We start from the raw sequence: 13,872 nt of genomic DNA on the forward strand, positions 1-13,872 counted from the left end.
CTTTTCGTGGATGCGAAACGAACCTACTTGCTGCTCTCCCCCCCCCCCCCCCCCCCCCCCCCCGCCAGGGCGAACAGCAAGATGGCGCGGCCGGCGCGCCGGCGTGCCTGGCTTGAAAACATGGACATGGGCATACCTATAAAATTGTAGGCCGACCATACAGGCGGCGGACACAAGGATATACTGCCGGACCGAAGAAAAACAGACTCAGAAGTGCAATAAAACTACGGATCAGTTTTATGCCGCCCTGGGCAAGATTGGATGGATGCGCGTGAAGCTGTACGAAGAATTGGCCGAAGAGATCGCCGCGATGATCACCAACAAGCTGCTGCTGCCGGGCGAGCGCATCGCCTCGGTGCGCCAGCAGCGCCAGCGCCGCGGCGTCAGCCCGGCCACGGTGTTCCAGGCCTACTATTTGCTGGAGGCGCGCGGCATGATCGTCGCGCGGCCGCGCTCGGGCTACTACGTGGCGCCCAGCCGCGCCGCGCTGGCGCCCGAGCCGGAGGCCTCGCAGCCGCAGGGCGAATCGACCCGGGTCGACGTCAGCGAGCTGGTGTTCGAGGTGCTGGGGGCGGCCGGCGCGCGCGACATCGTGCCGTTCGGTTCGGCTTTCCCCAGCCCGCTGCTGTTTCCGATGGCCAGGCTGGCGCGCTCGGTGGCGGCCAGCATGCGCCGGCTCGACCCGTGGAGCACGGTGGCCGACCTGCCGCAAGGCAACGCCGAGTTGCGCCGGCAGATCGCGCTGCGCTACCAGATGGACGGGGTGCGGGTGGCCAGCGACGAGGTCGTCGTCACCAACGGCGCGCTGGAGGCCTTGAACCTGTGCCTGCAGGCCGTCACGCGGCCGGGCGACGCGGTGCTGGTCGAGTCGCCCAGCTTCTACGCCGGCCTGCAGGCGCTGGAGCGGCTCGACCTGGTGGCGGTCGAAGTGGCCACCAGCCCGCGCGACGGCATCGACCTGGCGGCGCTGGCCGAGGCGCTGGTGCGGCACCGGCCGAAGGCGTGCTGGTTGATGAGCAGCTTCCAAAATCCGCTGGGCGGGCTGATGCCGCCGGAAAAGAAGCGCGCGCTGGTGGCGCTGCTGGCCGGGCATGGCGTGCCGCTGATCGAGGACGACGTCTACGGCGAACTGTATTTCGGCGCGCGCCGCCCGGCCCTCAGCAAGAGCTTCGACGAGCAGGGCATGGTGCTGCACTGCGGCTCGTTTTCGAAGTGCCTGGCGCCCGGCTTCCGGGTCGGCTGGGCCGCGCCGGGGCGCTACGCGCGCGCGGTCGAGCGCCTCAAGCTGAGCACCAGCCTGACGGCGGCGCTGCCGTCGCAACTGGCGCTGGCCGATTACCTGGGGCGGGGAACTTACGAGCGGCATTTGCGGCAACTGCGGCTGGCGCTGGCGGCCCAGCAGCACATGATGCTGCAGGCGATCGCCGTGCATTTCCCCGCCGGCACGCGGGTGACGCGGCCGCAGGGCGGCTATTTTGTCTGGGTCGAATTGCCGAAGGGGGTGGACGCGCTGGCCTTGCACCGCAGCGCGCTGCGGCACGGCATCAGCATCGCGCCGGGACCGATTTTTTCCGCCAAGCGCGCGTTTGGCCATTGCGTGCGGCTCAATTACGGCCATCCGTGGGACGCCACGCACGAGGCCGCCATTGCGACCCTGGGGCGGCTGGCGGCGCAGCAGTTGGAAGGGGGCGGGCCGTAGGCGCCGAACAAAACAGGGGCGTAACCCCGGGGTCGGACCTGGAGGCCTGGCCCCGGCTCTGTGCCGGTGCTTGGTTGTGAAGCCGGCGGCGCTACTGCGCTAGCGGCGCCGGCCGGCGCGCTTTCGCCGGCGCGACCTTGCCGCCGTCGGCGATCCAGCGCCGGTACACCCGCAACGCCACATGCGCGTCGTCGGCCGCGTAGAGGATCTGGCGCTCGCTCAGGCGCGTCGTCGACCAGTTGGTGGTGGAAATTTTCTTCGATTTTTGCAGGCGCAGGCCGAAAAATTTCGCCACCGCGCTTTTCGCGCCGAGGTCGTTGCGCTGGCCGCCGCGCAGCGCCACCGACAGGTCGAGCACTTGCGCCACCGTAATGCCAAGCTTGCTTTGCAAGCGCTTGACGTCGTCGCTCAGACCGAAGCCGACCTTCAAGGTCGTGCCCGACTCCAGAATCGCCTTCAGCGCCGCCAGCGCCGGCGTGGCGCCGATTTGGAACAGGTAGGCGGTGTCGTCGGTGGCAAGCTGGATCAAATGCGGTCCGGTCGAGGTTTCCCCCTTCAGGAAGGTCGGCTTCGACTCGGTGTCGAAGCCGATCGCGTCGGCCGCCAGCAGCGCCGCCAGCGCGGCCGCCGCGTCCTCGGCGCTGTGTACCAGGCGCACGTCGGCCAGCTTGATGCCCTCGTAGGGCGGCAGGGGCTGCTCGATGTCCGTACTCATGGGGCTGGATCAGCCCTTGCGCGAAAATTTCGCGGTCAGCTGGTTCAGCTTGTCGAGGCGGACGCGGTTCGCTTCCTCTTCGGCCGCCGCTTCGCGCTCGGCCTTCTTGCGCTCGGCTTCCTTCTTGAAGCGCTGCTGCAACACCTGGGTCGCGTGGTCGCGGTGCACCTGGGTCACTTCCGCGCCGGCGGTGCCGTCGAGGTCGTAGCGGATCTTGGCTTTTTCCATCACGCGCAGGTAGCGCAGCGAGCCGGTGTGGATGCCCAGCGCGGTGCGCATCAGTTTGCGGTCCAGCTCCGGCAGGCGCGCCAGGATCTGCTTGTCGATACCGATCGACAACGGCAGGCAGTCGCGGAAAGGCGGAAATTGGTCTTGGAATTGCTTGAGCAGGGCGCGCGCGGTTTGCGCTGGGGCGGCCGTTGCGGCTGGCTGAGGGGTGAGACTAGACGTGTTCATCGACTTCATTGGTTAGGCAGGAAACGGGAGCATAGCACGCAAGAACGGCCAGCGCATTGACTTTTAAGCCAATAATGTCTTTTTTGCCATGCTGTTGGATAGGCGCGACGGGCAGGAAATGTGTATAATGTCTGCTTGCGCTGACCACCGGCTTGCGCCGGATCAGTAGTGCAGGGGATAAGAGCAGTCGCTGCGCGGCGATGTTATGGGCATGGTTGATGTCAGATATCTGAATTATCAATTATCCTAATAGGTGGCCGTGGAGCATAATCTCGCTCTCCTCTATTCTTCACTGAATAATAGATTCAAGCCCGTTTTGGTAGCGGGCTTTTTTTCATTCCGCAATGTACACCGCCGATTTATCTACGCCCCCTTCAGCTGCGGCGCGCCCTCAACGGGCTGCGTCGGCTTCGAACGTCCCGATAGATTGGCCCCGCTGCCCTTAGCCGGCAGCCGCAGCACACGCTCCATCGAGTCCGATTTGCAGGCTTAGGTGGGATCATTCACTTCGCCGAAACCATGTGGTCTCGCATAGAGAGAGATATTTAATGAAAAATACGCCCAAAACATTAACGTTGTCGGCCAAAACGCCGCGCCCTGCATCGGCGCAACTGGCGCTGCCTAAAACGACTCTATCTTACTTTATCGATAATACGCAAGCGGATAATACGCAGGCGCCCAATAAGGTCACGGTAGTGAAGAAAACCCGTTCGCGCTTGGCCGCCGTGCCGGTGCCGGGCCAGGAGCTGGCGCAGGACGGCGCCGCCGAGGCGCAAGCCGAGCCGGCAATGGAGCAGGGCGCCGGGCAGGACGGCGACGAGGCAAGCGCGTTGAAGGCCGCCGTCGTCAAGCTGGCGCCGGCCGCGCGCAAGGCCACCGAAAGCGCCGCCACCGCCAAGGTGGTGGTGGCGGCGCGCTCGAAGGTGGTGCGCGCCAAGGTCGAGCCGGCGCCGGTGGTGATCGTCACCTCCGGTCCGGCCGTCAGCCAGACCACCGACGCCGACGCCTTGGCGGCCATCGACACGTCCAACTATTTCCTGCCGACAGTCAAGGTGCCGGGCCGGCGCGGCCGCAAGCCGAGCGAGTTCACGCCGGAAAACGACGAGGTGGCGGCACTCAACGCGGTCGAGCGCGCCGAACTGAAGGCCGTCTCGAAGGCGCGCGACCGCAAGGCCAAGGGCACGGTGGCCGACGCGCTGGGCGGCGACGCCGAGGCCACCGCGGCCGACCTGGAGCGCCGCCGCCAGCAGATCAAGGGCTTGATCAACATGGGCAAGGAGCGCGGCTTCCTGACCTACGCCGAGATCAATGACCAACTGCCGGAAAACATCATCGATCCGGAGGCGATCGAGGGCATCATCGCCACCTTCAACGACATGGGGATCGCGGTCTACGAGCGCGCCCCCGATGCCGAAAGCCTGTTGTTGACCGACAACGTCGCCACCGTCACCAGCGACGACGAAGTCGAGGCCGCCGCCGCCACGGCGCTGTCGACGGTCGACTCCGACTTCGGCCGCACCACCGACCCGGTGCGCATGTACATGCGCGAAATGGGCGCCGTGGCGCTGCTCACGCGCGAAGGCGAGATCGAGATCGCCAAGCGCATCGAGGGCGGTTTGAAGGACATGATCCAGGCCATCTCGGCCTGCCCGACGACGATCGCCGAGATCGTCGCGCTGTCGCAGAAGATCGCCCGCGACGAAATCAAGGTCGACGAGGTGGTCGACGGCTTCGTTGATTTGAACGAAAGCAACGCGCCGGCCCCGGCCGCCGCCCCGGTCGCCGCCAGCGGCGACGACGACGAGGAAGAGGACGAAGTCGAGGAGGAAGACGGCGACGCCAACGGCGGCGCGGCCGGCTTCTCCAGCGAACAACTGGCGCAACTGAAAAAGAACGCGCTGGAAAAATTCGCCGCCATCTCGGCCCAGTTCGACAAGATGCGCAAGGCCCCGGACGGCTACAACTCGAAGCCCTACATCAAGGCCCAGGAGGCGATTTCCCAGGAACTGCTGGGCATTCGCTTCACCGCCAAGGTCGTCGAAAAGCTGTGCGACACGCTGCGCGGCCAGATGGACGAGGTGCGCCACATCGAGAAGGCGGTCATCGAGCTGTGCGTCAACAAATGCGGCATGCCGCGCGCCCACTTCATCAAGGTCTTCCCGGGCAACGAGTGCGACCTCGACTGGGTCGACGGCGAAGTCGACTGCCGCTATCCGTACAGCGCCATCCTGGGGCGCAACGTGCCGGCCGTCAAAGAGTTGCAAAAGAAGATGATCGACCTGCAGGCGCGCGTCGCGTTGCCGCTGGCCGACCTGCGCAAGATCAACAAGCAGATGGCCGCCGGCGAAAAGCGGGCGCGCCACGCGAAACGCGAAATGACGGTCGCCAACTTGCGCCTGGTTATTTCGATCGCCAAGAAGTACATCAACCGCGGCCTGCAATTCCTCGACCTGATCCAGGAAGGCAATATCGGCCTGCTCAAGGCGGTCGACAAATTCGAGTATCGCCGCGGCTACAAGTTTTCCACCTACGCGACGTGGTGGATACGCCAGGCGATCACCCGCTCGATCGCCGACATGGCGCGCACCATCCGCGTGCCGGTGCACATGATCGAGACGATCAACAAGATGAACCGCATCTCGCGCCAGATCATGCAGGAAACCGGCAGCGAGCCGGACCTGGCGACCTTGGCGATCAAGATGGAAATGCCGGAAAACAAGGTGCGCGAGATCATGAAGATCGCCAAGGAGCCGATTTCGATGGAAACGCCGATGGGCGAGGACGGCGATTCGCAACTGGGCGACTTCATCGAGGACAACACCACGCTGGCGCCGCTGGACGCCGCGCTGCACGCGTCGATGCGCAACGTCATCAAGGAAGTGCTGGACTCGCTGACGCCGCGCGAAGCGAAGGTGCTGCGCATGCGCTACGGCGTGGAAATGTCGAACGACCACACGCTCGAAGAGGTCGGCAAGCAATTCGACGTCACCCGCGAACGCATCCGCCAGATCGAAGCGAAGGCGATGAGCAAGCTGCGCCAGCCGTCGCGTTCGGACAAGCTGAAAACCTTCCTGACGCAAAACTAAGGGCAGGGCGGCCCCGCCCAAGCCGTTCAAGCCACCGGCGTCGAGCCGGGGTCGCACCCTTGGAGGGGGCGGCCCCGGTTTGACGCCGGTGGTTTTTGTCGTTTACGCGGCGCCTAAGCGGCCAGCGCGGGCGCCGCCGCCACCGGCATCAGGATCGACAGCGCCGTGCCGTTGCCCTTGCGGCCGTCGATCACCAGTTCCCCGCCGAGCGCGCCGATGCGTTCCTTGATGCTCTTCAAACCGTAGGAGGCGGCCTTGCCGTGGTCGCCCGGTTGGATGCCGACGCCGTTGTCGGCGATGACGACGGTGACCCAGCGCGCGTTCAGGTTCAGCGACACCTCGACCGCGCTGGCCTGGGCGTGGCGCACGATGTTCGACAGCGACTCCTGCACCACGCGGAAAATGGCCGCGGTCTGGCGGTTGTCCAGCGTGGCGTTGGCGCTGTCGTCGAGGATGATCAATTGGTAGCGGATGGCGCTGCGCCGCTCGAACTCCTTGAGCAGCCATTCGACGGCCGCGCACAGTCCCAGCTCCAGCGTGCTCGGGTGCAGGTCGTTGATGATCGTGCGCACCGACTTGATGGTCGCGTCGATGGTGTCGAGCACGCGCCCGACCTGCAGGTTCAGGCGCGGATGGGTGGCGCCGGTGCGCGCGTGCAGCATCGACACGTCGATTTTCAAGGCCATCAGGTTTTGCCCCAGGTCGTCGTGGATGTCGAGCGCGATGCGCTTGCGCTCCTCCTCCTTGATGGTTTGCTGGTGGTCCGACAGCTCGCGCAACTGTAGCAGCGACTGCTGCAGCGCATCCTCGCCGCGGCGCCGGTCGGTGACGTCGACGCTCATGGCGATCAAAATCAGCGGCTTGCCGGCGGCGTCGAACAGCGGTTTCTTGAAACTTTGCACCAGGCGGTTTTCCCGCAACTGGGCGTTCCACACCAGTTCCTCGTCGACCAGCAGGCGGCCGCTGGCGAAGGCCGCCCGGTCGTTGGCGAGGAAACCCGCCATTTGCTCGGGCGGGAAGTAGGCCGCCTCGCCGTGGCGGTCGATGTCGGCGAAGCTGACGCCCCACTGCTGCTCGCACGCCTCGTTCATCAGCACGACGCGCGAGTCGGCGTTCTTCAGGAACAGCGCCAGCGGCATCATCGAAATGATTTCCCGCAGCCGCTCCTCGCTGTGCGCCAGCGCCTGCTGGGCCGCCTTGCGCACGTCGATCTCGGCGCGCAGCAGCAGGTTGGCGTCCTCCAGCTCGGCGGTGCGCAGCGCGATGCGGTTGCCCAGCTCGGCGTGCGCGGTGGCCAGCGCCTGCTCGGCCACCTTGCGCTCGGTGATGTCGGTCATCATCAACAGCGCGCCGCTGACCTCGCCGCGCTCGCCGCGCAGCAAGCGGCCGCGCACCATGGCCCAGGCGCTGGCGCCGTCGAAGCGCTGGTATTGCAGGTCGCGCAGGCTGACGTCGCCGTTGCGGCGCAGCGGACAGCAGCGCTGCAAGGCCGTTTCCGGCAAGAAGTCGCTGAGGCGGTGGCCCAGCAGGTCGCCCATGGCGCAGTCCATCATGTCCGTCATGCGCCGGTTGGCGTAGACGATACGCAGGTCGGCGTCGGTCATCCAGATGCCTTCCTGGGTGGTGTCGACAATCTGGCGGTAGCGCGTTTCGCTGTGTTGCAGCAGGGCGTGGGCGGCCTCGCCCGACCGGGTCAGGCTGCGGATGCGCAGCAGCAGGTAGCCGATCAACGCCGTCATGGTCAGCAGCAGCAGCGCCAGGGCGTTGCGCGCGCGCAGTTCCTGCGCCGCCTCGGCGGTTTTTTGCCGGCGCAGCGTGGCGCGTTCGGTATCGATGGCGGCGTCGATCATGGCGCCGCTTTGCGCCAGGCGGGCGTCGGCCAGCGCCGGCGGGGGCGGTGCCGGCGCGCGCCGGCCGGCGTTGCGCGCGCCGTGGGCGCGGTACAGCGCGGAACGGGTTTGTTCCAGCCACGACAGGCGTTCGTAGACGGCGTCGACCTGTCGGCTGGCGGCGCGCGCCAGCGCCATGTCGCGGCAGGTGGCGGCGCCCAGGGCGCCCAGCAGCGCCAGCACGGCAACCACGCCGGCCAGGCGCCAGGTTTCAATCGACCATTTCCTCATCGGCACTTTATCGCTTTCCAATATCCGCCGCCGCGCAGGGCCGGGTAAACGGTATTGTAATGCCACTCTTGCCGCAATGTATTTATTTTTAGATAATATTCTCAACGCCGGGGCGCGCCCCCCCGGAGGCGGACCTGACGGTCCGACCCCGGCGCTTGGTCTTTGCTGGATGGGCGGCGTTGCCGGCCGGCTAACTGAACGGCATGCGCGTCAGCCGGTGTTGCGCAGGCCGGCGGCGACGCCGTTGATCGACAAGTGGATGCCGCGGTGGACCCGCTCGTCGGCCTGGCCCGCCTGGTTCGACAGCGCCCGGTGCCGCTTGATCAGCTCGACCTGCAAATGGTTCAGCGGGTCCAGGTAGGCGAAGCGGTTCATGATCGAGCGCGCCAGCAAGGGGTTGCCGGCGAGCCGCTCGGCGTTGCCGGTAATGAGTTCCAGGCAGGACAGCGTCAGCGCGTGCTCGTGCGTGATGCGTTTGAAGATGCGTTCGCGCAGCGCCGCGTCCGCTACCAGCTCGGCGTAGCGCGAGGCGATCGCCAGGTCGGTCTTGGCCAGCACCATGTCCATGTTCGACAGCAATGTGGCGAAGAACGGCCATTCGGCGTGCATGGCGCGCAGCGCGCCGAGCTTGTCGTCGCGCGAGGGCGTGGCCGCGGCGGCGTCGGCCTCGTCGAGCCAGGCGCTGATGGCGCTGCCGAAGCCGTACCAGCCCGGCAGCAGCAGGCGGCACTGGCCCCACGAGAAGCCCCACGGGATCGCCCGCAAGTCCTCGATGCGCTGGTTGGCCTTGCGCGAGGCCGGCCGCGAACCCAGGTTCAGCTCGGCGATTTCGGCGATCGGCGTGGCGGCGAAGAAGTAGTCGGTGAAGCCGGGCGTCTCGTACACCAGGTTGCGGTAGGCCTGGTAGGCGCGCTGCGACAGCGTCGCCATGACGGCCTCGAAGCGCGCCAGCTTGGCGCTGTGCGCCGCCTCCGCCGGGTGCGGCGTCAGGCTCGCCTCCAGCGTCGCGGCGACCAGCAACTCCAGGTTGCGGCGGCCGATCTCGGCGTTGGAAAACTTCGAGGCGATGATTTCGCCCTGCTCGGTCAGGCGGATCTGGCCGTTGACGGTGCCCGGCGGCTGCGCCAGGATCGCCTCGTAGCTCGGCCCGCCGCCGCGGCCGACCGTGCCGCCGCGGCCGTGGAACAGGCGCAGCTTGACGCCGGCCTTGTCGAACACCGTCACCAGCAGCGTTTCGGCCTTGTACAGCTCCCAGTTCGAGGTCAGGAAGCCGCCGTCCTTGTTCGAGTCGGAATAGCCCAGCATCACCTCCTGCAACTGGCCCTGCTTGGCGATCAGCTGCTTGACCTGCGGCAGCGCCATGACGCGGCCCATGATGTCGGCGGCGCGCTGCAGGTCGGGGATGGTCTCGAACAGCGGCACCACCATCAAGTCCAGTTCGCTCTCGCCGCTGGCCCGGTCCATGCGCAGTAGGCCGGTTTCCTTTTGCAGCAGCAGCACTTCGAGCAGGTCGGACACGGTTTCGGTGTGCGAGATGATGTAGTTGCGGATCGCCCGCGCGCCGTAGCGGGCGCGCACCTCGCGCGCCGCGCGCAGGATCGTCAGCTCGGAGTCGGTCTCGGCCGAGTAGGCGATATAGGGCGAGTACAGCAGGCGCGGCTGGGCCAGCTCGGCCAGCAGCAGGCGCTCCTTGGCGTCCTCGTCCAGCGCGGCGTAGTCCGGCTCGGCGCCGCCGCGGGCGAACAGCTCGGCGAGCACGCGCTCGTGCACGTCCGAGGTTTGGCGCATGTCCAGCGAGGCCAGGTGGAAGCCGAAGATGTCGGCGGCGCGCTTGAGCGTGGCCAGGCGCGGCTTGACCAGCGCGGCGCCGTGGTGCGCCTGCAGCGACTCGACCAGCACTTGCAGCTCGGCGGCGAAGGCGGCCGCGTCGGCGTAGGGCGCGGCCGGGCCGACCTCCTTGCGCAGGATGTTGGTGGCGCCCAGCGCGCGCGCGCTGGCGGCCAGGCGCGCGTAGATGCCGATCAGCGCGCGCCGGTACGGCTCGTCGCCGCGGTGCGGCGAGTGGTCGGGCGAGTGTTCGGCGAGCGCCTGCAGGGCCGGGCTGACGCCGACCATCAGCGTCGACACCGACAGTTCGGCGCCCAGCGCGTGCACCTCGTCGAGGTAGAAGTCGAGGATGGTGGTGGCGTGGCGCGCCAGCGCGTGGCGCATGGTGCCGGCGTTGACGTTGGGGTTGCCGTCGCGGTCGCCGCCGATCCAGCTGCCCATCTGCACGTAGGGCGCGTCGATGCGCGCCGGGTCGGCGGCGCCGTGCGCGTGCGCCGCCGGGTACTGCTCGGCGATGTCGGCCTCGATGTCGTCGTACAGGCCGGGCAGCTCGCGCAGGAAGGTGATGCGGTAGTAGGACAGCGCGTTTTCGATCTCGTCGGCCACCGTCAGCTTCGAGTAGCGCAGCATGCGCGTCTGCCACAGCGTGGCCACGCGGGCGTGCAGCAACTGCATGTTGGCGCCGCGTTCCTTCGGCGTCAGCGGCAGGTCGCGCTCGGCCAGCAGGCGGGCGATGTCGTGCTCGGCGTCGAGGATGCTCTTGCGCTGCACCTCGGTCGGGTGGGCCGTCAGCACCGGCGCGATCAGCGCCTGGCGGAAGAAGGCGTCGACGGTGGCGCGGCTGACGCCGGCCCGTTTCAGCTTGCCCAGCGCGAAATTGACGCTGCCCTGTTGTACCGGCGAGCCGGCCAGCAGATGGGCGCGGCGGCGGCGGATGTGGTGCTGGTCCTCGGCGATGTTGGCCAGGTGCGAAAAATAGGAGAACGCGCGCACCACCGAAATGGTCTGCTCGCGGCTGAGTTGTTTCAGCATGCCGTCGAGTTCGGCGGCGGCGCCGGCGTCGGCCTCGCGGCGGAAGCGCACGGCGGTCTGGCGGATGGTCTCGACGACGGCGAACACGGCGTCGCCCTCCTGGTCGCGCAGCACGTCGCCGAGCAGGCGCCCGAGCAGGCGGATGTCCTCTTTCAACGGCGCGTCCTTGTCGGCGTCGCCGCGGGTGTCTGTTGTGCTAGCTTGTTTAACCATGTGTGATGAACCAAATAGGTGAGTGAGTGGTGCAAAAGGCTGGTGGCCACGCTCTGCAAAGGAGGGCGCATGATAAAATTTGTGATCTTAAACATGTGCACATGACTGGTGTCCGCCGGTTAGGGTTAACGACAGCGAAAGAACTTGTTTTGAAAGCATCCGAATTGACGCAGAATATTCCATCCAGACTGGTCATCGCCTCGCGCGAGAGCCGGCTCGCCATGTGGCAGGCCGAGCACGTGCGCGCGCGCTTGGCTTCATTATATCCGCAGTGCAGCGTGGAGATTCTCGGCATGACCACCCGCGGCGACCAGATCCTCGACCGCGCCCTGTCCAAGGTCGGCGGCAAGGGCTTGTTCGTCAAGGAGCTGGAGGTGGCGATGGCCGAGGGCCGCGCCGACCTGGCCGTGCACTCGCTCAAGGACGTGCCGATGGACCTGCCGCCCGGCTTCAGCCTGGCCGCCATCCTCGAGCGCGAAGACCCGCGCGACGCCTTCGTCTCGAACCACTACGCCGGCCTGGCCGAACTGCCGCCCGGCAGCGTGGTCGGCACCAGCAGCCTGCGGCGCCAGTCGCTGATCGCGGCGCGCTACCCGCAACTGGTGATCAAGCCGCTGCGCGGCAACCTCGACACCCGCCTCGGCAAGCTCGACCGGGGTGAATACGCCGCCATCATCCTCGCCGCCGCCGGCCTGAAGCGGCTCGGCCTGCCGCAGCGCATCCGCGCGCTGCTCGAGCCGGAGCACAGCCTGCCGGCCGCCGGCCAGGGCGCGATGGCCATCGAGATCGCCGAGCGCGGCGACGGCGTCGACCTGCAGCGCCTGCTGGCGCCGCTGAACCACCTGGCCACCGCGCAAGCCGTGACGGCCGAGCGCAAGGTCTCGAAGGTGTTCGGCGGCAGTTGCCAGGTGCCGCTGGCGGCCTACGCCACCGTCGACGGCGCCACCATGCGCCTGCGCGCGATGGTCGCCACGCCGGACGGCACGCGCGTGGCCAGCGCCGACGTCAGCGGCGCCGCGAACGCCCCCGAACTGCTCGGCGAGCAAGTGGCCGACTTGCTGCGCGGCCAGGACGCCGCCGCCATCCTGGCCTCGTGCGCGGTCGAGCCGGACCAGCACCCGGGCCAGGGCCGGCCGCCGCATGCCTGACGCGGTCGTCATCACGCGGCCGCTGGCGCAGGCCGGCGCGCTGGCCGCGCGCGTGGCCGCGCTGGGCCGCCCGGTCGAGCTGCTGCCGCTGCTGGAAATCCATCCGCTGGCCGACAGCGCGCCGCTGGCGCTGGCGCTGGCCGGCCTGGGCGACTACGCGATGGTGGCCTTCGTCTCGCCGAACGCCATCGACGCCGCCTTCGCCCACATCGCCCGCTGGCCGGCCGGCGTCACGCTGGCCGTGCTGGGCGAGGGCAGCCGCGCCGCGCTGGCCGCGCACGGCGTCACGCCGGCCTGCGCCGACATCGTCAGCCCGTTCGACACGGCCCACAGCGACTCCGAGCATTTGCTGCAATCGCTGGACCTGGCGCGCCTGCGCGGGCGGCGCGTGCTGATCGTGCGCGGCGAAAGCGGGCGCGAGCTGATCGCCGCCGGGCTGCGCCAGGCCGGCGCCGACGTCAGCGTGGTGGCGGCCTACCGGCGCAGCGTGCCGGCGCTGACGGCGGCGCTGGCGGCGACGCTGCGGCGCCTGCTGGCGCGCGGCAACGACTGGGTCATCACCAGCTCGGAGGCGCTGCGCGGCCTGGTCGGCTTGCTCGAAGCGCTCGAGCGCGCCGACGGCGGCGCCGCCGCCGCCGACGGCGCTGTTGCAAAAATGAAACAACAACATGTAATCGTCCCCCACGCCCGCATTGCACAAACGGCAAGCGAGCTGGGCTTTACCCGGATCACGCTGACAGGATCAGGCGACGAACGGGTGCTCGCCGCGTTACAATCACGACCATGAACGAATTGCCTACCCTACCCGAAACGAGCGCGCCCCCGGGCGCCGCCGCGAACGCCGGCGCCGCCGCGTCCGCCAGCAGCATGCCGGCGCGCGCGCCGGCCCTGGGCGACGCCCTGAAAAGACCGTTGACGATCGCCGTCATCACGCTGGCCGTGCTGCTGGCGGCGCAAAGCTGGTCGACCCACAAGCAGGTGCGCAACCTGCGCGAGGACGTCGCCCGGCGCTTGCAAAAGGGCGACGCCAGCAACGCCGACACCGGCACGCTGGCGCGCGCCGTGCAGGACGCCACCAAGGAGCTGCAAGCCAAGGTCGGCCTGCTGGAAAACCGCCAGAGCGAGGCGCAAAGCCAGCAACTGGCGCTGGAACAGCTGTACAACGACCTGTCGAAGAACCGCGACGAATGGGCCTTGGCCGAAATCGAGCAGGTGCTGTCGACCGCCAGCCAGCAGCTGCAACTGGCCGGCAACGTCGCCGGCGCGCTGATCGCGCTGCAAAACGCCGACCGCAGCCTGTCGCGCTCGGACAAGCCGCAATTCATCACGATCCGCCGCGCCATCGCCAAGGACACCGAAAAACTCAAGTCGCTGCCGAGCGTCGACTCGGTCGGCGTGGCGCTGCGCCTGGACGCGGCCATCGCCATGCTCGACGCGCTGCCGATGCTGGCCGACGAGACGCCGGCGCTGCCGGCGCCCAAGCCGGCCAAGGCCAAGCCGGCCGCGGCCAAGCCGGTCGCGGGGGGGGGGGGGGGAGGGGGAGGGGGGGGGGGGGGGGGGGGAGGAGGCACGCGGG

Annotated in this window: 9 protein-coding genes; 5 read left to right on the forward strand and 4 right to left on the reverse strand. The window is 67.9% G+C overall.

What is annotated here, in order from left to right; translation table 11 throughout:
• Positions 1-265: 265 nt before the first annotated feature.
• Positions 266-1,699, forward strand: a complete 1,434-nt coding sequence (locus ACFDR9_RS24400) for a PLP-dependent aminotransferase family protein (RefSeq protein ID WP_409032639.1) — start codon at positions 266-268, stop codon at positions 1,697-1,699.
• 91 nt (positions 1,700-1,790) lie between these two features.
• Here the strand turns inward: ACFDR9_RS24400 and ACFDR9_RS24405 are convergent, their stop codons facing one another.
• Both ACFDR9_RS24405 and ACFDR9_RS24410 read right to left on the reverse strand, forming a co-directional pair.
• On the reverse strand, positions 1,791-2,414 hold the full coding sequence (locus tag ACFDR9_RS24405) for a 3'-5' exonuclease (RefSeq protein WP_017876621.1): 624 nt from the start codon (positions 2,412-2,414) through the stop codon (positions 1,791-1,793).
• 9 nt (positions 2,415-2,423) lie between these two features.
• Complete coding sequence (locus ACFDR9_RS24410) at positions 2,424-2,879, reverse strand: ProQ/FINO family protein (RefSeq protein WP_026132859.1); 456 nt, start codon at positions 2,877-2,879, stop codon at positions 2,424-2,426.
• Between the two features lie 539 nt (positions 2,880-3,418).
• Here ACFDR9_RS24410 and rpoD point away from each other — a divergent pair.
• Positions 3,419-5,956, forward strand: coding sequence for an RNA polymerase sigma factor RpoD (rpoD, locus tag ACFDR9_RS24415; RefSeq protein ID WP_409032640.1), 2,538 nt, complete (start codon positions 3,419-3,421; stop codon positions 5,954-5,956).
• Positions 5,957-6,069: 113 nt separating this feature from the next.
• Here the strand turns inward: rpoD and ACFDR9_RS24420 are convergent, their stop codons facing one another.
• On the reverse strand, positions 6,070-8,097 hold the full coding sequence (locus ACFDR9_RS24420; RefSeq protein ID WP_409032641.1) for a PAS domain-containing protein: 2,028 nt from the start codon (positions 8,095-8,097) through the stop codon (positions 6,070-6,072).
• 189 nt (positions 8,098-8,286) lie between these two features.
• A complete protein-coding gene (ppc, locus tag ACFDR9_RS24425; RefSeq protein WP_409032642.1) occupies positions 8,287-11,148 on the reverse strand; it encodes a phosphoenolpyruvate carboxylase in 2,862 nt (953 codons plus the stop codon).
• Between the two features lie 149 nt (positions 11,149-11,297).
• On the opposite strand from ppc, the gene hemC reads away from it, so the two are divergent.
• The 3 genes from hemC to ACFDR9_RS24440 all read left to right on the forward strand — a co-directional run.
• Positions 11,298-12,296: a hydroxymethylbilane synthase gene (hemC, locus tag ACFDR9_RS24430; RefSeq protein ID WP_026132856.1), complete on the forward strand. Its 999-nt coding sequence runs from the start codon at positions 11,298-11,300 to the stop codon at positions 12,294-12,296.
• Entirely contained in the window at positions 12,289-13,083 is a 795-nt protein-coding gene (locus ACFDR9_RS24435; RefSeq protein ID WP_017876615.1) for a uroporphyrinogen-III synthase, read from the forward strand. Before hemC ends, ACFDR9_RS24435 begins: the two co-directional genes overlap by 8 nt.
• Positions 13,080-13,872, forward strand: a 793-nt coding sequence (locus tag ACFDR9_RS24440) for a uroporphyrinogen-III C-methyltransferase (RefSeq protein ID WP_409032643.1), incomplete at its 3' end; no start/stop codon positions are given. The genes ACFDR9_RS24435 and ACFDR9_RS24440, both read left to right, overlap by 4 nt.

Source organism: Janthinobacterium sp. CG_23.3, from assembly GCF_046115965.1.
Taxonomy (GTDB): Bacteria; Pseudomonadota; Gammaproteobacteria; order Burkholderiales; family Burkholderiaceae_D; genus Janthinobacterium.

Excerpts from the sequence above, each read along its gene's own strand:
- ACFDR9_RS24405 (WP_017876621.1), bottom strand. The coding sequence starts at position 2,414 with ATGAGTACGGACATCGAGCAGCCCCTGCCGCCCTACGAGGGCATCAAG.
- ACFDR9_RS24400 (WP_409032639.1), top strand. The coding sequence starts at position 266 with ATGCGCGTGAAGCTGTACGAAGAATTGGCCGAAGAGATCGCCGCGATG.
- ACFDR9_RS24435 (WP_017876615.1), top strand. The coding sequence starts at position 12,289 with ATGCCTGACGCGGTCGTCATCACGCGGCCGCTGGCGCAGGCCGGCGCG.
- ppc (WP_409032642.1), bottom strand. The coding sequence starts at position 11,148 with ATGGTTAAACAAGCTAGCACAACAGACACCCGCGGCGACGCCGACAAG.
- ACFDR9_RS24410 (WP_026132859.1), bottom strand. The coding sequence starts at position 2,879 with ATGAAGTCGATGAACACGTCTAGTCTCACCCCTCAGCCAGCCGCAACG.
- rpoD (WP_409032640.1), top strand. The coding sequence starts at position 3,419 with ATGAAAAATACGCCCAAAACATTAACGTTGTCGGCCAAAACGCCGCGC.